This window comes from Buttiauxella sp. BIGb0471 (assembly GCF_024807715.1).
Classification (GTDB): Bacteria; Pseudomonadota; Gammaproteobacteria; order Enterobacterales; family Enterobacteriaceae; genus Buttiauxella; species Buttiauxella agrestis.
On record NZ_JANUEU010000001.1, the window covers coordinates 83096 to 107067 of the forward strand.

Annotated in this window: 21 protein-coding genes; 8 read left to right on the forward strand and 13 right to left on the reverse strand. The window is 50.5% G+C overall.

From position 1 onward, the window contains the following. Positions 1-2: 2 nt before the first annotated feature. Together eutC and M2371_RS00365 are read right to left on the reverse strand one after the other, a co-directional pair. Entirely contained in the window at positions 3-770 is a 768-nt protein-coding gene (gene eutC / locus M2371_RS00360) for an ethanolamine ammonia-lyase subunit EutC (RefSeq protein WP_259266610.1), read from the reverse strand. Beyond that, positions 767-2155 (reverse strand): ethanolamine ammonia-lyase subunit EutB, encoded by a 1389-nt coding sequence (locus M2371_RS00365; RefSeq protein WP_259266611.1) that lies wholly within the window; start codon positions 2153-2155, stop codon positions 767-769. Before M2371_RS00365 ends, eutC begins: the two co-directional genes overlap by 4 nt. 120 nt (positions 2156-2275) lie before the next feature. Between M2371_RS00365 and M2371_RS00370 the strand changes: the two genes are divergently transcribed. After that, positions 2276-2497, forward strand: a complete 222-nt coding sequence (locus M2371_RS00370) for a zinc ribbon domain-containing protein (protein ID WP_259266612.1) — start codon at positions 2276-2278, stop codon at positions 2495-2497. Between the two features lie 3 nt (positions 2498-2500). On the opposite strand, the gene xseA is transcribed toward M2371_RS00370, so the two are convergent. Then, positions 2501-3883, reverse strand: a complete 1383-nt coding sequence (gene xseA, locus M2371_RS00375; protein ID WP_259266613.1) for an exodeoxyribonuclease VII large subunit — start codon at positions 3881-3883, stop codon at positions 2501-2503. Between the two features lie 169 nt (positions 3884-4052). On the opposite strand from xseA, the gene guaB reads away from it, so the two are divergent. Next, the gene (gene guaB, locus M2371_RS00380; protein ID WP_034497634.1) at positions 4053-5519 is read left to right on the forward strand and encodes an IMP dehydrogenase; all 1467 of its coding nucleotides are present in this window, start codon (positions 4053-4055) and stop codon (positions 5517-5519) included. A gap of 66 nt (positions 5520-5585) precedes the next feature. Next, positions 5586-7163 carry a glutamine-hydrolyzing GMP synthase gene (guaA, locus tag M2371_RS00385; RefSeq protein WP_034497631.1) on the forward strand — a complete coding sequence of 526 codons (1578 nt, stop codon included), beginning with the start codon at positions 5586-5588 and terminating at the stop codon, positions 7161-7163. Positions 7164-7247: 84 nt separating this feature from the next. Here guaA and M2371_RS00390 read toward each other — a convergent pair whose 3' ends face one another. Beyond that, the gene (locus M2371_RS00390; RefSeq protein ID WP_259266614.1) at positions 7248-8138 is read right to left on the reverse strand and encodes a manganese-dependent inorganic pyrophosphatase; all 891 of its coding nucleotides are present in this window, start codon (positions 8136-8138) and stop codon (positions 7248-7250) included. Positions 8139-8288: 150 nt separating this feature from the next. Beyond that, positions 8289-8477, reverse strand: coding sequence for a YfgG family protein (locus M2371_RS00395; protein ID WP_072011191.1), 189 nt, complete (start codon positions 8475-8477; stop codon positions 8289-8291). A 348-nt stretch (positions 8478-8825) separates the two neighbouring features. Between M2371_RS00395 and M2371_RS00400 the strand changes: the two genes are divergently transcribed. Beyond that, positions 8826-11072 (forward strand): sensor domain-containing phosphodiesterase, encoded by a 2247-nt coding sequence (locus M2371_RS00400; protein WP_259266615.1) that lies wholly within the window; start codon positions 8826-8828, stop codon positions 11070-11072. 32 nt (positions 11073-11104) lie between these two features. On the opposite strand, the gene ppx is transcribed toward M2371_RS00400, so the two are convergent. The 4 genes from ppx to purM form a co-directional block, all read right to left on the reverse strand. Then, entirely contained in the window at positions 11105-12646 is a 1542-nt protein-coding gene (gene ppx, locus M2371_RS00405) for an exopolyphosphatase (protein ID WP_034497594.1), read from the reverse strand. Positions 12647-12669: 23 nt separating this feature from the next. Beyond that, positions 12670-14730, reverse strand: coding sequence for a polyphosphate kinase 1 (ppk1, locus tag M2371_RS00410; RefSeq protein WP_034497592.1), 2061 nt, complete (start codon positions 14728-14730; stop codon positions 12670-12672). A 182-nt stretch (positions 14731-14912) separates the two neighbouring features. Beyond that, on the reverse strand, positions 14913-15554 hold the full coding sequence (gene purN, locus M2371_RS00415) for a phosphoribosylglycinamide formyltransferase (RefSeq protein WP_034497590.1): 642 nt from the start codon (positions 15552-15554) through the stop codon (positions 14913-14915). Next, the gene (purM, locus tag M2371_RS00420) at positions 15554-16591 is read right to left on the reverse strand and encodes a phosphoribosylformylglycinamidine cyclo-ligase (RefSeq protein WP_172893489.1); all 1038 of its coding nucleotides are present in this window, start codon (positions 16589-16591) and stop codon (positions 15554-15556) included. Before purM ends, purN begins: the two co-directional genes overlap by 1 nt. A gap of 214 nt (positions 16592-16805) precedes the next feature. Here purM and upp point away from each other — a divergent pair, with 214 nt between their 5' ends. From upp to M2371_RS00435, 3 genes are all read left to right on the forward strand, one after another. Beyond that, entirely contained in the window at positions 16806-17432 is a 627-nt protein-coding gene (gene upp, locus M2371_RS00425) for a uracil phosphoribosyltransferase (protein WP_034459132.1), read from the forward strand. 83 nt (positions 17433-17515) lie between these two features. Next, positions 17516-18799, forward strand: coding sequence for a uracil permease (gene uraA / locus M2371_RS00430; RefSeq protein WP_034497586.1), 1284 nt, complete (start codon positions 17516-17518; stop codon positions 18797-18799). A 102-nt stretch (positions 18800-18901) separates the two neighbouring features. Next, entirely contained in the window at positions 18902-19603 is a 702-nt protein-coding gene (locus M2371_RS00435) for a DnaA inactivator Hda (protein WP_232062588.1), read from the forward strand. A gap of 74 nt (positions 19604-19677) precedes the next feature. Here M2371_RS00435 and arsC read toward each other — a convergent pair whose 3' ends face one another. Both arsC and bepA read right to left on the reverse strand, forming a co-directional pair. Continuing rightward, positions 19678-20031 (reverse strand): arsenate reductase (glutaredoxin), encoded by a 354-nt coding sequence (arsC, locus tag M2371_RS00440; protein WP_034497582.1) that lies wholly within the window; start codon positions 20029-20031, stop codon positions 19678-19680. 11 nt (positions 20032-20042) lie between these two features. Further along, the gene (bepA, locus tag M2371_RS00445; protein WP_259266616.1) at positions 20043-21506 is read right to left on the reverse strand and encodes a beta-barrel assembly-enhancing protease; all 1464 of its coding nucleotides are present in this window, start codon (positions 21504-21506) and stop codon (positions 20043-20045) included. 211 nt (positions 21507-21717) lie between these two features. Between bepA and M2371_RS00450 the strand changes: the two genes are divergently transcribed. Then, positions 21718-22788 carry an AI-2E family transporter gene (locus M2371_RS00450; RefSeq protein ID WP_115627627.1) on the forward strand — a complete coding sequence of 357 codons (1071 nt, stop codon included), beginning with the start codon at positions 21718-21720 and terminating at the stop codon, positions 22786-22788. A 54-nt stretch (positions 22789-22842) separates the two neighbouring features. Here M2371_RS00450 and bcp read toward each other — a convergent pair whose 3' ends face one another. Beyond that, positions 22843-23313 carry a thioredoxin-dependent thiol peroxidase gene (gene bcp / locus M2371_RS00455; RefSeq protein ID WP_034497573.1) on the reverse strand — a complete coding sequence of 157 codons (471 nt, stop codon included), beginning with the start codon at positions 23311-23313 and terminating at the stop codon, positions 22843-22845. 14 nt (positions 23314-23327) lie between these two features. After that, a complete protein-coding gene (locus tag M2371_RS00460) occupies positions 23328-23885 on the reverse strand; it encodes a glycine cleavage system transcriptional repressor (RefSeq protein WP_034497570.1) in 558 nt (185 codons plus the stop codon). Positions 23886-23972: the final 87 nt, after the last annotated feature.

Below are 23972 nucleotides of genomic sequence, written 5' to 3' on the forward strand. Positions count from 1 at the left end.
AACTACTTAAGAAGTGGTTTAACCGTTTGATGTAATGCAGGATTATCGCTTTCATCTTTTAACTTCACACCCGTTAAGCGGCGTGAAAATGCTTGTTCAAGAAGCCAGGCCAGTTTAAAGGCCGCTGCTGTATGGCTCAAACCTTCAGGCCGGATATTTGAAATACAGTTGCGTTCCGACTCAAGACGTTTACGTTCAGGTTTCCAGGTTAAATAAACCCCCAGACTGTCTGGGGAAGAAAGCCCTGGACGTTCGCCAATTAACATAGCCACTGCTTTGCAATTAAGTATTTCACCAATGTCATCACCTAGCGCAACTCGCGACTGATGCGCCAGGACAATCGGGGCCAGCGTGAGCCCGAGCGTGTTGATATACGGCAGCAGCTCGCGAACCAGCGCAACAGCCTGACGGTGTACCGCATGTGAAGAAAGTCCGTCACCAATGACGATCAACAGATCGTCACATCGGGTCTGGGTGGTATTCAACATTTCGCGGCTTTCATCGCTTAATATGCGCCCTAAATCCGGGCGGTTAAGATAGATATGTCGGTCTTGTGCCGCACTCTTGACCGTCAGTGTCGGTAAACCCAGTTCACTTAATGCATTGCTGAGAACGTCGCTATGAAAAGGCTGATGGACGGCATCTCTGGCCTGGGCGTGAGCAAGGCCAAAGTTGAGCACTTCTTTAGTGGGCAGGCTTGCACCACTGCGCCCAAGAGCGATACGGGCGTCTGTGTATTCCCGCAGCAATGTCCAGGCATCGGAATTCATAAGCTCACTCCATGCGGCAGCGCGGTTAACAGGGGGTGACTGGCGCCCGTCAGACGTAACTGCCCATGGGTATCAATAATTTGCATGCGCGTCAGCCATTGTGCAAATTCTGGGGCGTGTTTCAGTCCCAATAAACGGCGGGCGTAAAGCGCATCGTGGAAAGACGTGCTTTGATAATTAAGCATAATGTCATCTGCACCCGGCACACCGATTAAGAAGGTGAGGCCGGCGTTACACAGGAGCGTGAGTAGGGTATCCATATCATCTTGATCGGCTTGCGCATGATTGGTGTAACAGACATCACAGCCCAACGGTAAGCCCATCAATTTGCCGCAGAAATGATCCTCCAGACCGGCACGAATAATCTGTTTACCATCATACAAATATTCCGGGCCAATGAAGCCGACGACGCTATTAATCAGCAACGGATTAAAATGGCGCGCCACCGCGTAAGCACGTGCCTCACAGGTTTGTTGATCAACGCCATGATGCGCATTGGAAGACAGGCAACTGCCTTGCCCGGTTTCGAAGTACATCACGTTATTGCCGATCGTGCCGCGCTTCAAACTCAGCGCCGCGTCATGCGCTTCCTTTAACAGCGCCAGATTTATGCCAAAACCGCTGTTGGCGGCTTCGGTTCCGGCGACTGATTGAAATACCAGATCTACAGGTGCACCGCGTTCAATCAATTGCAAAGTGTTGGTCACATGCGTCAGTACGCAAGATTGAGTTGGAATGGCAAACCGGCTGATAATGTCGTCCATCATGTCATTCAATCGCTCTAACACGGGCAGGCTGTCACTTGCAGGGTTAATGCCGACAACCGCATCACCCGCGCCATAAAGCAGTCCGTCGAGCATGCTGGCGGCGATGCCTTTTAGATCGTCGGTAGGATGGTTGGGTTGCAAACGTACGCTGAGATGCCCGGGTAAGCCGATAGTATTGCGGAACCTGGTGGTGACCTGGCATTTGCTGGCGGCCAGAATTAAATCCTGGTTGCGCATCAATTTACTGACCGCTGCCGCCATTTCCGGCGTGATGCCTTTTGCGACCCCACGTAACGCCTGAGTATCTGTAGTGTCATCAAGTAGCCAGTCACGAAAATCGCCGACGGTTAAATGGCTGATGGCCTGAAAAGCGTTTTTATCATGGGTATCAATAATCAGGCGGGTGACTTCATCTTCTTCATAGGGGATTAGCGGGTTATCGAGGATTTCACGTAGTGGAACATCAGCCAGTGCCATTTTGGCCGCCATGCGTTCTTCAGCGCTTTGAGCCGCGACCCCTGCCAGGTTATCTCCGGAACGTGCCGGGGAAGCTTTGGCCATTAACTCTTTGAGGCAGGCAAACCGATAACTGCGATGTGCCAGAGTTGTGTGATACATCTTTCCTCCTCAGCAGAGAGCCCGAATTGAGCCAGTATCGGGAGTGTTATTGATGATTAATGGCGGTTTTGTCTCTATCATCAAAAGACAAATATAGTCGAAGAGTTGTCAGGAAAGATTATGGAAACGAAATGCCCGGTGTGTGAAAAACCGCTCCAGCCAACCGATACAGGCGCGCACTGTGAAGCCTGCAAACAGGATTTTCGTCTTGAGGCTCGCTGCCCGGATTGCCATAAGCCGCTGGAAGTTTTAAAAGCGTGTGGTGCGGTGGATTATTTTTGCCAGAATGGACATGGTTTGATCTCGAAGAAACGCGTCGAGTTCGTACCCGTTGTCGAATAAGTTTTAGCTTTTCGCCGCCGTTTTACGCTTGCGTACAGGCTTCACCGGTGTAATGCCGGTGACCTGGCTTTCCACCCAGCCATCTTCCAGACGCGTTGTTAGCGTATCCCCAGAATTCACCTGTTTGGTTTTCTTCAGCACTTTGCCGTCTGTCGCCGTTGTGACGCTATAACCACGCGCCAGTGTCGCCAGCGGACTGACCGCTTCAAGCTGTGCGATAGCCGTGCCGAAGCGTTGGCGAGTCTGGCTAAGACGCGCCGTGACCACCTGCGATAAACGATATTCGAACTGCTGTAAACGAGTCTGGGCGCGATGAATTCGAGCTTGTGGTTGTTGCTGGTTCAAACGCTGCATCATGCGCTGCTGCTGTTGCGAACTGCGGCGCAGTTTTGCGTCCATCGCCACGGTCAAACGCTGCTGTAAACGTTCAAGCGTCGTTTGTTGGCGAGCCAGGCGCAGTTGCGGATGTTGTTGTTGCAGACGATGTTGTAAGCGCGTGAAGCGCTGCGTGCGCTGGGCGAGATAATAATCCATCGCCATTTCCATACGCTGCTGCGACGATTGCAACTGACGCAGTAATTCGAGCTGATTACGGCTGACAATTTCCGCTGCGGCTGAAGGAGTTGGAGCGCGAACATCTGCGACAAAATCGGCGATCGTGACGTCAGTTTCATGCCCTACGGCGCTAACGATCGGGATCTTGCTTGCGAAGATAGCCCTGGCAACGCGCTCATCGTTAAAGCTCCATAAATCTTCCAGAGAACCACCGCCGCGCCCGACAATCAGCACATCACACTCTTTGCGCACGTTTGCCAGCTTAATAGCGCGCACGATTTGCATCGGCGCATCAGCACCCTGAACAGCGGTCGGATAAATAATTACCGGCAGAGAAGGGTCGCGGCGTTTGAGCACGTGCAAAATATCATGCAGCGCGGCACCGGTTTTTGAAGTAATCACGCCGACCTTATGCGCCGGTGTTGGTAATGGCTGCTTATGGATTTGTTCAAACAAACCTTCAGCGGTGAGGCGTTGTTTTAGCTCTTCGTATTGCTGCTGCAACAAACCTTCGCCCGCCGGTTGCATGCTTTCAACGATAATCTGGTAATCACCGCGTGGCTCGTACAGCGTCAGAGTCGCACGCACCAAAACCTGTTGCCCATGTTGCGGACGGAAGGTGACGCGACGATTGCTGTTACGGAACATCGCACCACGAATTTGTGCGGTATCGTCTTTGAGCGTGAAGTACCAGTGGCCGGAAGCCGGTTGGGTGAAGTTGGAAATTTCACCGCTGATCCAGACTTGCCCCATCTCTTGTTCCAGCAGCATTCTAACCGTCTGATTCAGACGGCTGACGGTAAAAATTGATGGAGTATTTATCGTTGGCATGTGACCTGGATCAAATTCTAAATCAGCAAGTTATTCGGTCAATAGTACCTTTCGTATTCTCCCTGGCAAGGAGTTTTCTTAAAAAAGTGTGGATGCAATCGATTCCGCTCTGTATAATGCCGCGGCAATATTTTATCTGTTCTCATTCACCCCAGGTTGAGATATTGCCATGCTACGAATCGCTAAAGAAGCACTGACGTTTGATGACGTTCTCCTCGTTCCAGCTCACTCTACAGTTCTGCCTAACACGGCCGATCTCAGCACCCAATTGACCAAAACTATTCGTTTGAATATCCCTATGCTGTCCGCAGCCATGGATACCGTAACGGAAGCCCGTCTGGCCATTTCTTTGGCTCAGGAAGGTGGACTTGGTTTCATCCACAAAAATATGTCGATTGAACGCCAGGCTGAAGAAGTCAAACGCGTGAAAAAACACGAAAGTGGCGTTGTAACTGACCCACAGACCGTGCTGCCGACAACCACTCTGCACGAAGTTAAAGAACTCACCGCACGTAATGGTTTCGCAGGTTATCCTGTTGTCACCGAAGCCAACGAACTGGTTGGTATTATTACCGGTCGTGACGTTCGCTTCGTCACTGACTTAAACCAGCCTGTCAGCGTGTACATGACCCCGAAAGAGCGTCTGGTTACCGTGAAAGAAGGCGAAGCGCGTGATGTCGTGCTGTCTAAAATGCACGAAAAACGCGTTGAGAAGGCGTTGGTTGTCGATGGCAACTTCCACCTGCAGGGCATGATCACCGTAAAAGACTTCCAGAAAGCAGAACGCAAACCTAACGCCTGTAAAGACGACCAGGGCCGTCTGCGTGTTGGGGCTGCCGTTGGCGCAGGTGCGGGCAACGAAGAGCGTATCGACGCTCTGGTAGCCGCTGGTGTCGATGTATTGCTGATTGACTCCTCTCACGGTCACTCCGAAGGCGTTCTGCAACGTATTCGTGAAACTCGCGCTAAATATCCTGACCTGCAAATCATTGGCGGCAACGTGGCTACGGCGAACGGCGCGCGCGCGCTGGCTGACGCTGGTGTGAGTGCGGTTAAAGTCGGTATCGGTCCTGGCTCCATCTGTACCACTCGTATCGTTACCGGCGTGGGCGTTCCACAAATCACTGCGGTTGCTGACGCAGTTGAAGCGCTGGAAGGTACGGGCATCCCGGTTATTGCTGACGGTGGTATCCGTTTCTCCGGCGATATTGCGAAAGCTATCGCAGCAGGCGCTTCTGCGGTGATGGTTGGCGGTATGTTGGCAGGGACTGAAGAATCTCCAGGTGAAATCGAACTTTACCAGGGCCGTTCTTTCAAATCCTACCGCGGTATGGGTTCCCTGGGCGCGATGTCTAAAGGTTCTTCAGACCGTTACTTCCAGACTGACAACGCAGCGGACAAACTGGTGCCGGAAGGTATCGAAGGCCGCGTGGCTTACAAAGGCCACCTGAAAGAGATCGTTCACCAGCAAATGGGTGGCCTGCGCTCCTGCATGGGTCTGACCGGCTGTGGTACTATCGACGAGCTGCGTACTAAAGCGGAATTTGTACGCATCAGCGGTGCGGGCATTCAGGAAAGTCACGTTCACGATGTGACGATTACTAAAGAGTCCCCGAACTACCGTATGGGTTCTTAAAATTTCTGCGCCCGGCTTTATGCCGGGTGTTTTTATTTTGTTTCACTTGCCTCGGAATTAGCCTCAATGACGGAAAATATCCATAAACATCGCATACTTATCCTTGATTTCGGTTCTCAGTACACTCAACTCGTTGCGCGCCGTGTGCGTGAATTGGGTGTTTACTGTGAGCTGTGGGCATGGGATGTCACTGAAGCACAGATTCGTGATTTCAACCCAAGCGGTATCATCCTTTCTGGTGGTCCGGAAAGTACCACTGAACATAACAGCCCACGTGCGCCTGAATATGTCTTCACCGCAGGTGTGCCAGTATTTGGCGTGTGCTATGGCATGCAGACCATGGCGATGCAGCTTGGCGGCCACGTTGAGGGTTCTAACGAACGTGAATTTGGTTACGCGCAGGTCGAAGTTAAAACAGACAGCGCACTGGTTCGCGGTATCGAAGATTCCCTGAGTGCAGATGGCAAACCACTGCTCGATGTCTGGATGAGCCACGGCGATAAAGTCACCGCGATCCCTTCTGACTTCGTGACCGTTGCCAGCACCGAAACATGCCCGTTCGCGATTATGGCGAACGAAGAAAAACGTTTCTATGGTGTGCAGTTCCACCCGGAAGTGACCCATACCCGTCAGGGCCAGCGTTTGCTGGAACGTTTTGTTCTGGATATCTGCGGTTGCGAAGCTCTGTGGACTCCGGCAAAAATCATCGAAGACGCGATTGTTCGCCTGCGTGAACAAGTGGGCAATGACAAAGTGATTCTGGGCTTGTCAGGTGGCGTGGATTCTTCCGTTACCGCAATGCTGCTGCACCGCGCGATTGGCGACCGTCTGACTTGTGTATTCGTTGATAACGGCCTGCTGCGCTTGAACGAAGCTGAACAAGTGATGGATATGTTTGGCGATCACTTCGGTCTGAACATCATTCACGTTAAAGGCGAAGAACGTTTCCTGTCTGCGTTGGCGGGTGAGAACGATCCGGAAGCGAAACGTAAAATCATTGGCCGCGTGTTTGTTGAAGTGTTCGATGAAGAAGCACTGAAACTGGAAGACGTGAAGTGGTTGGCGCAGGGCACCATTTATCCTGACGTTATTGAATCTGCTGCTTCTGCGACCGGTAAAGCACACGTCATCAAATCTCACCACAACGTGGGCGGCTTGCCGAAAGAGATGAAGATGGGTCTGGTTGAGCCGCTGCGTGAACTGTTCAAAGACGAAGTGCGCAAAATTGGCCTGGAACTGGGTCTGCCATATGACATGCTTTACCGCCACCCGTTCCCGGGTCCAGGTTTAGGCGTGCGCGTGCTGGGTGAAGTGAAGAAAGAGTATTGCGACCTGCTGCGTCGTGCTGATGCGATCTTTATTGAAGAACTGCATAAAGCGGATCTCTACAACAAAGTCAGCCAGGCATTTACCGTGTTCTTGCCGGTACGCTCTGTTGGCGTGATGGGCGATGGCCGTAAATACGATTGGGTTGTCTCACTGCGTGCAGTTGAAACCATCGACTTTATGACCGCGCATTGGGCGCACCTGCCATACGATTTCCTTGGCCGTGTTTCCAACCGCATTATCAACGAAGTTAACGGTATTTCCCGTGTGGTTTACGATATTTCTGGCAAACCGCCAGCGACTATCGAGTGGGAATAACCCGTCGTTAGGAAACACTAACAACTGTCGTTTCAGTATCTGTATCAAAGCCCATTTTTTAATGGGCTTTTTTTATGGTGCAATTTAACCGAGCCGCGCATGCAGCCAGGGAAGTAATTGTTTTTTGCGACTTAACATCCCGGCGATGGTGCAGGGAGCGTTATCGGTAAGTGCGGGGCCTGCAAAGTAGAGCCTTGAGCACTCAGCGCTGATATCGGTCAGCATCAAAACCACCAGGCCAGCTTCCGAAGTTGTGACCCGCTGTTCCATCGCTGATTTAAGCTCATCGATAAGCGGTTCTGCCTGGTCCAGAGAATACAATTCGAGTTGTGCGACCAGTACTTTATTCCCTGAAATATCAAACATTTTACTGTCTTTATTCAACAGTTCGTCTGCGTTCAAACCGACAATATCTGTCTTGGCGGTCAGCAAATTACGAGTGAAATCTTCACGATCCACTGTGGCGAGAGAGCACAGCTCATCTACGGCCTGGCGGTCTTCATCAGTGGTCGTCGGCGAGCGAAGTGCGACGGTATCACTCAACGCGGCTCCCAATAGCAAAATGGCTTCGCTGGGGGAAATCTCATGGCGAGTGGTCGGAGTCATCAGTTGCCATAACAATGTCGCACTGCTGCCGACAGGTTTTATCCACACTTCAGGAGGGAGTTGAGTGATCAGGCCGCCAAGACGGTGATGGTCGATAATCCCGACAACATTGCTTTCATTGAGTGAGGCTGGCCCTTGCGCGGGTTCGGTGAAATCAACCAGCCAGACATCTTTGCCAGCAAGGGAATCATCAAGCAGCGGCGGAGGCGTCAGGCCTGCATGGCGGAATATATAGTTTGTTTCTCTGTTTAACTCACCGAGACGAAACGCCTGGGCATTTCGCCCTTTAATCGTCAGCCAGCGCGCAGCCATGTACGCAGTGCAGACGGTATCGCTATCGGGATTGATATGGCCAAAGACATGTATCATCTACTCTCTCCTTGTCACAAATTTATTCTGTGCACTTCACTGCGTATCGTTAGAGTATAGGATGCCATCCGCGCTCATTTCACAACCTTCAGGCGTGAGGCATCGACCACCTGTATGGCGGTTAGAATATCAATGTTTTGAAGTGAGACGTTACCGGCTAGTATTGTCCACGGACAGGCTACTTTGCTGTGCTTCTACTTTGTCCTGATGATGGTACCAGGCACCGATGGCAGAATAGACAAAACGGCCAAAAAGGAAGAGAAAACTGATGAGCAGAATAATGCGGGTCATACGATTATTAAATTTATGTCGTCTTCGCATACTCGTAACCTGTGTCACGCAAATGATCCTTGATGTTTACCCGTCAACCGCGGGCGACAGCAATATTTAGGCATAGCGATGCCTGAAGGTCAAATCCTGTTCTTCCTGGAAATGAACGCGAAATCATTTCTCCTTGTTATATAAACATTTCTTAATATTAGTTGATTAGTATATCTCCAGTTACTTTTTTGAATAAATCGTAAATAAAGGACATACTCATTGGGGAAATTGATTTAGATCATATTCATAACGAAATCCCTAACTAAAATCTGCACTCTATCCCATAGCAATATGGGCATAACGTCCGGGTTGGATACCTGTTCGAAACTTACCCGAGCTGGATGATAGGGTCCCTGGCGAATTTCAATGTCTCTGGCAAGCTGGTACAAGAACAATAAGAACAAATGGTGGGCGCTACCTCTGGTGCTGCCGAGTCTGCTGCTTCCCATTGCTGTTTGGTGTAATGCTAATACCGTGATGGAAGGGAGCCGCGTTTTCCTCGTCTATATGCCGCTTGGTCTGATGACGGCTTTTACACTGCTTTTCGGTTGGGCCGCTTTCCCTGGCATTATTCTCGCGTTGTTAATCCGTTACGTTCCTATGAAAGGGGAAATTACCGCGTTACTGTCGGTGATTCATTTTCTGATCCCCATTGCGGTTAGCTGGGGAGGCTACCGTATATTCGTGCCCCGGCGCAGTTCGGTGATGTTTGGCATCATCAAATTAACTGCGCAACGCATGCTGTGGCTGGTCATCGTCAACTCAGTGATTTTTTTGATTATCTATCAGCTTGGGCTTTTCTTCGGCTGGTATGACGGCGTCAACTCAACGGTCGCGGAAAACCCGTTTCACGCCCGTACATTGATTAATTTCCAGGCTGTGCTCGTTGGCTGCCTGACGGGAATGCCATTTTTCTATTCCATCATTCGCATGTGCCGAAACCCGCGTTTTATTTTTTCGTTTTTGTCGCGGATGAAAGCCCAAATGCAATCGGGCGTGACCAAAGGCGAGATTGGGATATGGGCCGTCATTGTTGTGGTACTGATGAGTTTGTTATTAGTACCGATTGACGATGTCAGTAGCATTTTCACGACCGATTACACCTTAACGCTGATTCTGCCGCTGATGTTGTGGGGTGCGATGCGCTTTGGTTTTCTGTTTATCACCACGATCTGGATGGTGATTCTCACTATCTTGTGTAGCGGTTTTCAAAACTACTTGCCGCCGTATATGGGCTTCCAGCTTCACCTGGCGATTGCCTCATCCTGTTATGCGGTTTTTTCTATTACCATTTATTTGATGGCGGTCGTCACCACGCGCCAGCGTTTTTTGCACAACAAAGCGCGACGCGTTGCTTTTATCGACCCCGTGGTACAGATGCCAAATCTGCGGGCGCTTAACCGAGATTTATCCCGTCACCCATATTCGGCTCTGGCTTTTTTACGCATACCTGAGCTTGAACTTCTGGGTCGCAACTATGGCGTGCAGCTTCGCATTCAATATAAGCAGCAGCTAAATGATTACTTGCAGCCAGTGCTTGAGGATAGAGAAAAGGTTTATCACTTGTCGGGGCATGAACTGGCAGTGCGGGTAAATTATGATGATTACCATGAGCGTATTGAAGCTATCGACCAGCGCGTCAAACAGTTCCGTTTTATGTGGGATGGAATGGCAATGCAGCCGCAAGTGGGCATGAGTTATTGCTACATTCGCCAGCCGGTGACTCATATTTATTTCTTGTTAGGCGAGCTCAGTACGATGGCGGATTTGTCGCTCGCGACGTCTAAGCCAGAGAGCTTGCAGCAGCAGGGCACAAACCCTGTGCAGAATGCGATAAAAAATAAAGTCGCCATGATGAACCGTGTGCAAAGTGCCATTGATTCAGGGGATTTCGTTTTGATGGCGCAGCGAATCGAAGGGATTCGAGGCGACCATTACCATGAGATTTTGCTGCGCATGAAAGGGGATAATGAAAGCGATAATTTGTTTATGCCTGATACCTTTTTGCCAGTGGCGCATGAGTTTGGCTTGTCATCTAAAATCGATAAATGGGTGATTGAAGCCACGCTAAAATTTATGGACGCACACCGTGAACAACTCCCTGGCAGCCGTTTTTCGATTAACCTGACACCGGCTTCGGTTGGGCGTTTGCAGTTTGCCAGTGAAGTCAAACGCCTGCTGGCGCAGTATAAAATTCAGCCCTGGCAGCTCATTTTTGAAGTGACCGAAAGTAACTCGTTAACCAATCTTGAGCAGGCCAATATGACGCTGACCACATTGCAAAACATGGGATGCCGCGTGGCAATCGATGATTTCGGCACAGGTTATGCCAGTTATGCGCGTCTGAAAGACATTAGTGCCGACATCCTAAAAATCGACGGCAGTTTTATTCGCAACATACTGACCAGCAGTCTGGATTACCAGATTGTTGATTCCATCTGCCAGTTAGCGCGCATGAAAAAGATGCAGTTAGTTGCCGAGTATGTCGAAAATGAAGCGGTGAAAGCGGCAGTACAAAGCCTGGGGATTGATTATATTCAGGGATATTTAATCGGACGCCCACGGTTACTTGAATCACTTCTCGTTAAACAGCGCTTACAGGTGAAAAACTAAGCGCCCGTTTGGGCGCTTAAATTTGTTAATTATCACGCCGCGATGTTTGGGCTGGCTTCTTCTTCAATTTTAAGTTTCCAGCCTGGCGTGTTATCCCAATATTGCTGTTCCCGTTCTAAGTCCAGCAACACCAGTGTGTTCTGGCTGAACCAGTCATAGGGGAAACGCAGCGTCCACTGATGCTCGTCCGTTTCCAGCACCAGTGTTGGTGGCGTGGTTGTCGCCTGGCGTTGATTGTTGAGTAACACAGCCAGGCGCAGAATCTGGATTAACGGCAAGAACTGCTTTTTCTTAAACAGCGTGAAGCGCGGCAGATCGTCAATTTTCACCCCTTTACGGTGATAACGCACTAACGATGCAATAAGCGTCTGCTGTTCCTGGTTAAATCCAGGCAGGTTGCTGTGTTGCAGAATATAAGCCGAATGGCGATGAAGCCCGCTGTGGTTAATATTCAGCCCGACCTCATGCAGCATGGCTGACCATTTCAACAGCGCGGACATTTGCGGATTTGCCTGTTTCGGGTTTTGCACTTCCCACTGCTGATAAATATGTTCGGTGGTCGCCAGCACGCGCTTGGCCTGATCGCTGTCGATATGATATTGGTCAGCCAGACTTTGCGCGGTACGGATGCGTATGTCCTGATGGCGGAAACGGCCTTCCATTTCATACAGCACGCCTTCACGCAGCGCCCCGTCAGACAAACGCAGTTCGCGGATAGCCAATGAGTCAAACACGCCGCACAGAATCGCCAGCCCCGGCACAAACACCGCTTTGCGTTCCTCGGATAAACCCGGCAGGCTCATCGCGCTGAAACTCTTGTATTTCAACACTTCATCGCGCAGCATTTCCAGGCGCTCAGGCGTAATAATGCCGTCTTTTTCACCCATGCTGACCAGCACTTCGTGGGCCGCTTTGATGGTGCCAGAAGCGCCCATCGCCACATTCCAGCCTTGTAAACGGTACTGCCAGGAAAGATTCTCCAGCTTTTGTACCGCAGCAAGCCGCGCGCGTTTGAAGTTTTCGGCGGTGATAGCGCCGCGTGGGAAAAAGTTTTGCGCAAAGCTCACACAGCCCATACGGCGGCTTTCGACCAGCATCGGCTCGAAATCTTCGCCGATGACTAACTCGGTCGAACCGCCACCGATATCAATCACCAGTTTGCGGCCTTTTTCAGGTTGGGTATGTTCCACCCCCATGAAAATCAGGCGCGCTTCTTCGTTACCGGAAATAATCTCAATCGGGTAGGGGATAACCTGCTCGGCACGTTTGAGGAACTCTTCGGCGTTCACTGCCTGACGCAAACTGTGCGTGCCGACGATGCAGACGTTATCGGCCGAGAAACCCTGCAAACGTTCAGCAAATAACGCAAGGCATGACAGCCCACGTTCCATCGCCTCTTCGCTTAACTCGTTGTCGGCATTCAGGCCATCAGCCAAATGAACACGTTGTTTCAGGCGTCCGATGATTTGCATCGCGCCGTCAACCACACGGGCAATAACCATGTGGAAGCTGTTCGAGCCAAGGTCTACCGCAGCGAACTCTTGCGGTCGTGGAGCATGTTTTTTTATTGGCATGATTTTATAGTCAGCATGATGCGTTATTCAGGTTGTTCCAGAGACTTGATGTAATCGTAAATCGCCAGCTGTGAGCGCACCTTGCGGCGATTACCGCGCGGAACATAACGGTTGCTCAACTCTTTGTCGAGATAGCGGGCTTTCACCGTGTCACTGAACAAGATTTCAATAATATCCAGCACCCGTTGTTTCAGGCGCGGATCGAGAATGGCAACCGCAACTTCGATACGGTAATCAATGTTGCGCGTCATCCAGTCGGCAGACGAAAGATACACTTTCTTATCGCCACCATTTTCAAATATATAGACCCGGTCGTGTTCCAGATAACGGTCTACGATACTGATAACCCGAATGTTATCGCTGATCCCTTCCAGATTTGGGATAAGCGAGCACATACCGCGCACCAGCAAATTAACCTTCACACCCGAGCTTGACGCAGCATACAGCCTGTCTACCAGCCCTTTATCGACCAGGTTATTAAGTTTCAGAGTAATGCCAGACGGTTCGCCGTTTTGCGCATTGGCAATTTCTTTATCGACCAAATCGTAAAGCAGGCGACGTGAGTTCTGCGGCGAAACCATCAGATGTTCGAACGTTACCGGGCGATACGGGTTTTCGATAAAGTTGAATACCCGGCGCACTTCATTGGTGATGCGTGCATCGCAGGTCAACAAGGAATAGTCGGTATAAAGACGGGCGGTTTTCTCGTTAAAGTTACCGGTGCCGATGTGGGCATAACGCACCACTTCTTCACCTTCTTTACGGGAAATCAGGAATAATTTTGCGTGGATCTTCAGACCCGGTGCCGAGAAAATGACGTGCACACCGGCTTCGGTCAGGCGCTTCGCCCAATGAATATTGGCTTCCTCGTCAAAACGCGCCTGCAGCTCAACCACCACGGTGACTTTCTTGCCATTGTGCGCGGCATGAATCATCGACTCAATAATGCGCGAGTCTTTCGCGACGCGGTAAATATTGATTTTAATCGCCAGTACGCTCGGGTCGAACGAGGCCTGACGCAGCAATTCCAGCACGTGTTCAAAAGTGTGGTACGGGTAATAAAGCAGCACGTCACGATTACGAATCGCATCAAATCCGTTACGGAATTTATCGAACCAGATATGGCGCAGCCGCGGCAGAGGTTTGTTGATTAAATTGGCTTTACCGACATTTGGGAAGTTGATGAAATCTTTAAAATTGTGGTAACGGCCACCGGGAATAATGGAGTCGTAATTAGTGATAGTCAGCTTATTCCGTAGCATTTCGACCATCGCATCAGGCATATCGCGCTGGTAAACAAAGCGCACCGGCTCTGCGGTTAGACGCTGTTTTAAGCTTGATGACATCAGTTCCAGCAGGCTGGACTCCATTTCTGTCACCAGGTCGTATTCTGCGTCGCGGGTCATTTTCATTGAGTAAGCGTTCAACGAATCGTAATCGAAGAACCCTTTGAAAATGTCATCCAGGCAATAACGCAGAATGTTATCGAGCAGGATCATTGGTTTGCGGCGACGCGGTGCTTCCGGCGGCAAATTCACGAAACGGGGCACTTTATCGGACGGAATTTCTAGCAGGGCGTAACGAATATCGCTGCCCTGAATAATCTCAACCGCCAGATAGGTGTAATCATCTTTAAGGAACTGCACCAGATCGGTTTCGTTATTGATGAGGATCGGTGTGATGTGCTGGCGCAAATAGTGTTTGAAGTAATGACGCAGCCAGTTTTGCTGATTTGGCGAAAGCTGGCGTTCGTTGATCAAGAAGATCTGATTACGCGCCATTTCCAACAGCAAATCGTTATACAACCCATCAAATTCCTGGTCGGCTTTCAGCACGCGCGCCTGAATTTTATTAAGCAAATGGCGCGAATTAGGTGCCGTACCTTGTTCTTCACTGATCAGAATGCGCCGTTTAAGTTCGGCGAAACGGACCTTGTAGAATTCATCAAGGTTATTCGAATAGATGCCGAGAAAACGCATTCTCTCGATCAGCGGGTTAATTTTATCCGCCGCTTCCTGGAGCACGCGTTCGTTAAAATTCAACCAACTCAGTTCTTTTTCGATGTACAGCTTATCCTGACCCATTAGCCCTCACACTCCGTTTTCGTGGACGTTAAAATGCCGTCACGTCTGTCATTATGGCGAGCTTTGGCGGGGAATGTCCAACGCTGGCCGTAAAGTATGACAAAACGCGATTTAAGATGTGATTTACGTTAAGTAAGCGTCGTAGGTCGGAGAAATGAAAAAGGGGCAAAAGCCCCTTAATTTTATTCGTCTGCGGCATAACCTTGCGGTGGCAGTTGAGTGCCATCAAGCCATGCGCTGTTATCGCGCATCTCTAGTCGCCCGTCGATAAACCAGGAAACAACCAGCGGATAAATAGCGTGTTCTTGAGTTTGCACACGCGCGGTGATGTCTTCTTCATCATCACCTTCAAACACGGGAACCGTAGCCTGAAGAATGACCGGGCCGCCATCCAGTTCGTCAGTGACAAAATGCACCGACGTTCCGTGGACTTCATCGCCATTTTCCAGAACCTGACGATGTGTGTTCAGGCCTGGATATTTAGGCAACAAAGAAGGATGAATGTTAATCAAGCGGCCCGCATAGTGCCCGACAAACTCCGGGCTTAGAATGCGCATGTAACCTGCCAGAACCACCAGATCGGGCGCGTAGGCGTCAATCTCAAGCATCAATTCACGATCGAACGCTGCGCGATCGGCGAACTGGCTGGCCGTTAATGCGTGCGCAGGAATTTCTGTTTCACGCGCACGCTCAAGCCCAAAAGCATCGGTTTTGTTGCTGAATACAGCCGCAACGGTGCCATTAATTTTTTTATGCTTGCAGGCATCAATAATCGCCTGAAGATTGCTTCCGTTACCGGAAACCAGCACCACAATGCGTTTCATTATTCAATAACCACACGCTCGGAGGAATCAGAAGCTTTGATACTACCGATTTTCCAGGCGTTTTCACCTTTTGCGTTCAGGAATGCTACCGCTTTATCAGCTTCAGCCGCAGGCAGAGCAATCAGCATGCCGACGCCGCAGTTAAAGGTGCGGTACATTTCGTGACGGCTGATATTCCCGGCTTGTTGCAACCAGTTGAATACCGCAGGCCATTGCCATGAAGATTCAGCGATTACGGCCTGAGTGTTGTCCGGCAGCACGCGCGGGATGTTTTCCCAGAAACCACCGCCGGTCAGGTGTGCAATCGCGTGAACGTCAACCTGTTCAATCAGTGCAAGAATCGACTTCACATAGATGCGGGTCGGTTCGAGCAGATGATCGGCCAACGGCTTGCCTTCAAGTTCGGTGGTCAGCGGGTCAGCACCACTCACTTCCAGCACTTTACGCACCAGAGAATAACCGTTGGAGTGCGGGCCACTTGAAGCCAGGGCGATCAGCACATCGCCGTCGGTTACTTTGGAACCGTCGATGATTTCAGATTTCTCAACCACGCCGACACAGAAACCGGCAACGTCATAATCTTCGCCATGATACATCCCTGGCATTTCAGCGGTTTCACCGCCGACCAACGCACAACCAGATTGCAGACAACCTTCGGCGATACCGGAGATAACACTGGCAGCGGTCTCGACTTCAAGTTTGCCCGTCGCATAATAATCGAGGAAAAACAGCGGCTCAGCACCCTGAACAACCAGGTCATTAACACACATTGCGACCAGGTCGATACCGATTGTGTCGTGACGTTTTAAATCCATCGCCAGACGCAGTTTCGTACCCACACCATCGGTGCCAGAAACCAGCACAGGTTCACGATACTTCTGAGGCAACGCACACAGCGCACCGAAACCACCCAGCCCACCCATGACTTCCGGGCGGCGAGTCTTTTTCACTACACCTTTGATTTTATCGACCAGAGCGTTACCAGCATCAATATCAACACCGGCATCTTTATAGCTAAGAGAGGTTTTGTCGGTCACTGCTAAGTCCCCGCGGATGGGTTAGAAATAAAAAACGCCGCAATTCTAACAGTGGAGGCAAACGTTTGCGAGCCTCTTGTTCAGCGGGATGTAATTATTATCGTTCTATACTGATTTCACCCAGTTTGATCTCGAAGCGGTGGCGCGGTGTTAAAAAAGCGGTATAATCCGGCGATTTTTTTTATGGTGGCCAACTATCTCGGGGAGAAAGAGTATGAAGATCGTGGAAGTCAAACACCCACTCGTCAAACACAAGCTGGGCCTGATGCGTGAGAACGACATTAGCACCAAACGCTTTCGTGAACTCGCCTCAGAAGTTGGCAGCTTGCTGACTTACGAAGCCACGGCGGATCTGGAAACTGAAAAAGTCACTATCGAAGGCTGGAACGGCCCGGTAGAGATCGATCAGATTAAAGGCAAGAAAATTACCGTTGTGCCAATCCTGCGTGCAGGCCTGGGCATGATGGAAGGTGTGCTGGAAAACGTTCCAAGCGCGCGCATCAGCGTTGTGGGTATCTACCGTAACGAAGAAACCCTGGAGCCAGTCCCTTACTTCCAGAAACTGGTTTCTAACATTGAAGAACGTATGGCGCTGGTGGTTGACCCTATGCTGGCAACCGGCGGTTCTATGATCGCAACCATCGACCTGCTGAAAAATGCCGGTTGCACCAGCATCAAAGTGCTGGTTCTGGTGGCAGCACCTGAAGGTATCGCCGCGCTGGAAAAAGCGCACCCGGACGTAGAGCTGTTTACCGCTTCTATCGATCAGGGTCTGAACGAGCACGGATACATTATCCCGGGCCTCGGCGATGCCGGTGATAAGATTTTCGGTACCAAATAATTGATTCAATAAAATTAGCCGACTTTGAGAGTCGGCTTTTTTTTGGCTAAAACACAACAACACCATCCTCAGAGGAAATAAAGATGACACGCCGCGCTATTGGAGTGAGCGAAAGACCACCCCTGCTGCAAACGATACCGTTAAGTTTGCAACATCTGTTCGCGATGTTTGGTGCCACCGTTCTGGTACCAATCCTGTTCCACATTAACCCGGCGACTGTACTGCTGTTTAACGGGATCGGGACACTGCTGTATCTCTTTATCTGTAAAGGTAAAATCCCGGCTTATCTCGGTTCGAGCTTTGCGTTTATTTCGCCAGTGCTCCTGCTCCTGCCGCTGGGTTATGAAGTTGCTCTGGGCGGTTTTATCATGTGCGGCGTGCTGTTCTGTATTGTGGCGCTAATTGTGAAAAAAGCCGGTACTGGCTGGCTGGATGTGATGTTTCCACCGGCGGCGATGGGCGCGATTGTGGCGGTTATCGGTCTTGAACTGGCAGGTGTGGCAGCGAATATGGCGGGTTTACTGCCCGCTGATGGTACTTCACCAGATTCAACGACCATCATCATTTCTCTGGTTACGCTTGCCGTGACTATCTTTGGCTCTGTGCTGTTCCGTGGTTTCCTGGCCATCATTCCGATTCTTATCGGTGTGCTGGCAGGTTATGCACTCTCCTTCGCCATGGGTGTGGTAGACATCACGCCAATTATCGAAGCGCATTGGTTTGCATTGCCAACCTTCTATACTCCGCGCTTTGAATGGTTCGCCATTCTCACCATTTTGCCAGCGGCGCTGGTGGTGATTGCAGAGCACGTGGGTCACCTGGTCGTGACGGCGAACATCGTGAAGAAAGATTTGATTCGCGACCCTGGTCTGCATCGTTCCATGTTTGCCAACGGCATTTCGACTATTTTCTCAGGTTTCTTCGGCTCTACGCCGAATACGACTTACGGCGAGAACATCGGCGTCATGGCGATTACCCGCGTGTATTCCACCTGGGTTATTGGCGGAGCGGCGATTCTGGCCATTCTACTTTCTTGCATCGGTAAGCTGGCGGCGGCGATTCAAGTCATCCCGGTTCCGGTCATCGGTGGTGTTTCACTGCTGCTGTACGGCGTGATTGGCGCGTCCGGTATTCGCGTGTTGATCGAATCAAAAGTCGATTACAACAAAACGCAAAACCTGATCCTGACTTCAGTGATTCTGATCATCGGCGTGAGTGGCGCGAAAGTGCACATTGGCGCCGCGGAATTGAAAGGCATGGCGCTGGCGACGATCGTGGGTGTGGGCCTGAGCCTTATCTTCAAATTGATCAGCGTCTTGCGCCCGGAAGAAGTGGTGCTGGATGCCGAAGAAAACGACGTAAAATAGCCATTTAGCTTAAAGCCGGGCGGCGCGATCGCCCGGTTCTCCTGATCCTCATTTCTGTGATAGACTCTCTGCGTTTTTCTGCCTGTTATGGTTGAGGTAATTCTGAATACGCCGGCACAGCTATCACTGCCACTCTATTTACCTGATGACGAAACTTTTGCGAGTTTCTGGCCGGGTGATAACCCTGCTTTACTCGCTGCACTCCAGTCTGTGCTCCGCCAGGATCATGGCGGCTATATTTATTTCTGGTCGCGAGAAGGAGGAGGGCGCAGCCATCTGCTGCACGCCGCCTGTGCGGAACTATCCCAACGTGGCGAAGCTGTCGGCTATGTGCCGCTTGATAAACGCACCTGGTTTGTCCCGGAAGTGCTTGATGGCATGGAACAACTTTCGTTGGTGTGCATCGATAATATCGAGTGTGTGGCGGGCGATGAACTGTGGGAAATGGCGATTTTTAATCTCTATAACCGCATTCTGGAATCTGGGAAAACCCGCCTGCTGATCACCGGCGATCGCCCACCGCGCCAGCTGAATCTGCAATTACCCGATCTTGCATCGCGCCTTGATTGGGGGCAAATCTACAAGCTACAGCCATTATCGGATGACGATAAACTTCAGGCCCTGCAATTGCGTGCAAAGCAGCGTGGTTTTGAATTGCCAGAAGACGTGGGCCGTTTCCTGTTGAAGCGTCTGGACCGGGAAATGCGCACACTGTTTATGACGCTCGATCAGCTTGATCATGCGTCGATTACGGCACAGAGAAAACTGACGATCCCGTTTGTGAAAGAGATTTTAGGGCTTTAATTCTGGTGGTGGATGTCGCTTACGCTGAAACCGTGTAGGTCGGATAAGCGAAGCGTCATCCGACATAACCTAAATTACAAAATCTCCAGCACCGACTCCGGCGGGCGACCAATTCTTGCTTCACCATTTGCCAGCACAATCGGGCGCTCAATCAATTTAGGATTTTCTATCATCGCCTGAATTAACTGATCTTCGCTTAACGCGGAATCAGCCAGATTTAACTCCTTGTACAAATCCTCTTTCTGACGCATCAAATCGCGCGCGCTGGCAAAGCCTAACTTGCTTAATAAAGATTTGAGCGTTGCGGCATCTGGCGGGGTTTCCAGATACAGCACAACTTCAGGTTCTACACCATTCGCTTTTAGCAGGCTTAACGTTTCACGGCTCTTAGAGCAGCGAGGATTGTGGTAAATAGAAACGGTGGACATCGTAACTCCTGTTACATCTTAGAATACTGAAGGAAGCGTTTTTGCAATTCGCGGAACTGATCGATTCTCGCGTCATAACGAGCCTGCTGCAAGCTGCCGAGTTTCACTTGTGAACTGGCGCTACTGAGCAACGTAATAGCCTGATCGAGTTTGCCGACAAGCGCCATAACTTCTGCACGAGCCGCCAGTTCCTGGTCACGGTTGCCTAATGCCGCCTCGGCTTGCGCTAACAAATCCCAGCCGTTGCTGTCATCAGGATGGCTAAACGTATAACGGTTCAAAATAGCTGCGGCCTGAGCGGGTTGTTTTGCCTGAACGTAAGCGTTGGCAAGGTTAAGTTGCAACACCGGGTTTTGCTTCAGATCCGGGGCGTTTTTCAGGCGGTTTACCGCATCTGCCGTTTTATTTTGCCCGAGATCGATATCCGTCGCTAAGTCGAGATACCAGGTATTGGCAGGCTGTGCGACCAGCAGCGGTTGCAACAGCTTGCGAGCTTCATCCCATTTATCGTTACCCATCGCCTGAAGTGCGCGGCCATAGGCAGATGCATGCTGTTCGCGGATATTGCCCTTCGCCCAACTATCTAATATATCGCTGGTTAACTGGTTACGCCCGGAATTGTACATGCCGAGCGTACGCGCTTTCGCCATGTAAAAATCTTCGGAAGATTGCACAACCACCGGGCGCATTTGGTTGGCGCGGTTTCGGGCATCAGACAAACGGCTTTCCGGTAATGGGTGAGTCAGTAGAATTTCCGGCGGACGCGATGAATAGCGTGATTGATCGAGCAGCTTCTCAAGGAAAGTTGGCATCGCTTGCGGATCAAAACCTGAACGCTGCAACACCTGAATACCAATGCGGTCTGCTTCCTGCTCGTTTTGCTGCGTGAAGCTGATCATGCCTTGCTGCGTTCCCGCAAGGGTGCCGCTTAATGCCGCCATCCCGGCCTGCGGGCTGGCCATTGCCAGTAAAATCGATCCTAAAGCGCCAACCCAGGTGAGCGGGGCGTTCTTTTTTTGATCTTCCATAGCGCGTGCCAAATGGCGTTGCGTGACGTGGGAGATTTCGTGCGCCATAACCGATGCAAGCTGGCTTTCGTTATCGGCATAACGGAATAGTGCTGAGTGCAGCACCACGTTGCCGCCAAAGAAAGCAAAGGCGTTGATTTCATCGTTGTTGATTAAGAAGAAATGGAACGGTGTCTTGACGGAGTTGGCATGGCTAACTAAACGCATACCGAGCTGGTTAATATACTGTACGAGCAAAGGATCATTGATTAAAGGAGCACTGCCTCGCAGCTGACGAACATAATAATCGCCCATCTGCAATTCCTGGCCTATCGACAGAGTGCTTCCCGCAGACGTGCCCATATCAGGCAGTTGATCGGTAACATCTGCAAAGGCGGGTGTTGCCGGGCCGGCGAGTAGAGCGGCCATCAGAGTTGCAACCAGCGATTTTTTCAACTGCTTGAACATACGTCCTGTCCTGTTTAATCAAAGTTAATCTTCGACACGTATTAGGTGGTTTTGTTCGCCAGCCTTGATGAACTTTAGCCCACACCGTGATTGAAACCTATCTTAGCCGTGGCAATTTTAAACTGCTATTGAACAGAGATAAAAAGCGAAGTCTTTACAGTGACATTTAGATACAATCTCTTTTCGCTCAATGCTGTCAGGGAAGGGTTGTATGCTCGAAATGTTGTTGCAATGGTATCGACGACGGTTTAGCGATCCAGAAGCTATCGCGCTACTGGTTATTCTGGTTGCAGGTTTTGTCATCCTGTTCTTCTTCCATGGACTTTTAGCGCCGCTGCTGGTGGCGATTGTTCTGGCTTATTTGCTGGAGTGGCCAACCGCGCGACTTCAACGTGTCGGGTGTTCCCGAACCTGGGCGACGACGATTATTCTGGTGCTTTTCGTTGGCATTTTACTGTTGATGGTATTGGTCGTCGCACCCGTGGCCTGGCAGCAAGGCATCTATCTGATTCGCGATATGCCAGGAATGCTGAATAAACTTTCTGATTATGCCGCAACACTCCCAAGACGTTATCCGGCGCTGGTTGATGCGGGCATTATTGATGCCATCGCTGAGAATATGCGTGGCCGCATGATGGGGATGGGTGACCAGGTCGTGAAATACTCGCTGGCTTCGTTAGTGGGTCTACTCACGCTGGCGATTTACCTGGTTCTGGTTCCGCTGATGGTGTTCTTCCTGGTCAAAGACAAAGAGCAAATGCTCAATGCAGTGCGCCGAGTCTTGCCGCGAAATCGCGGGCTGGCAGGGCAGGTCTGGCTGGAGATGAACCAGCAAATCACTAACTATATTCGCGGCAAAGTATTAGAAATGCTGGTCGTGGGCGTGGTGACGTATATCGGTTTTGTGATTTTTGGGCTTAACTATTCACTGCTGCTTGCCGTGCTGGTGGGGTTCTCGGTTCTGATTCCTTACATCGGCGCGTTTGTCGTGACCATTCCAGTGGTCTGCGTGGCGTTGTTCCAGTTTGGTATTGGCCCGGAATTCTGGACGCTTTTCGCCGTGTATCTCATCATTCAGGCGCTGGACGGCAACTTGCTGGTGCCGGTGTTATTCTCTGAAGCGGTGAATTTGCATCCATTGGTGATTATTCTTTCGGTCGTGATATTTGGCGGTTTGTGGGGATTCTGGGGCGTGTTCTTCGCTATTCCACTTGCTACGCTTATCAAAGCGGTGGTTCATGCCTGGCCGGATAGCTTACTGATAGACGACAAGACGAATTAGAGACAGTAAAAAGCCGACATGAAGTCGGCTTTTTTAATATTGTTACTGCGATATTTAAGCGTTTTCTTTCAGCCAGTTCACCACGATATCGTGATGGTTGCTGGTTTTGAAATCATCAAACACTTTCTCAACTTTTCCTTCGCCATCCAGCAGGAAGCTGATGCGATGGATACCATCGTAGGTTTTACCCATAAACGATTTCTCACCCCAGACGCCAAATTGCTCGCAGACTTGATGGTCTTCGTCAGAAAGCAGCGTGAAGTTGAGTAACTCTTTTTCGGCAAAACGTGAAAGTTTTTCGGGTTTGTCGGTGCTGATGCCCAGCACTTCCACACCTTTCTTTTTCAACTCGTCCATGTTGTCACGCAAACCACACGCTTGCACGGTACAGCCTGGCGTCATCGCTTTAGGATAGAAATAAACCAGAACGCGCTGTCCCTGGAAGTCGGTTAAATTTATTTGCTCGCCGTCTTGATCGGGCAAGCTAAATTTCGGTGCGCTATCACCGGCTTTCAGTGGGCTCATTACAACTCTCCGTCTTAATCATCTTGCTGTGGATAATTCACAACGTTAATACTGCCCTGTGCTTTGAGTTCTGTACAGAGGGCCTTGAACGCATCTTCGATAACGCTCGCATCCTGAGATGCCGGACTATGCGCCGTAATCTGAATGTATAGCTGTGCCGGATTGCCATCCTGCGCGGGTTGTGTCCGTGAGCTAAGCTCCGCGATATTCATGTGGTGAATATCAAACAGATTGGTAAAGCGCTCAATTAAATGAGGCGAATCAGTGACTTCGACCTGAACCCAGACCGTCGCAGGCATCGCCGGGCGCTCTTGCGCGGCGGTTCGCTTCATAACAATCAGCAAATCAAGCTCGGCGCCTTTTAGCGGTAACGTTGATTCAATCAGGGTTATCGCATTCCAGGTACCCGAAAGCAGCATAATAAACGTGAACTCTTCACCGAGCATAGCGAGGCGACTGTCTTCAATATTACAGCCGCAACTGCTCACATGGCGGGTGATGGTATTTACAATACCCGGCCGGTCAGCCCCAAGGGCCGTGATGACCAAATAATGGTGTGGTGAGGGAGTCAAACGTATTCTTCCTGTGAATCGGTGAGTTAACATAAGGAAAGCATAAAAAAAACTTGCGTACAACCGTATGGCATCACTTGGTGACTT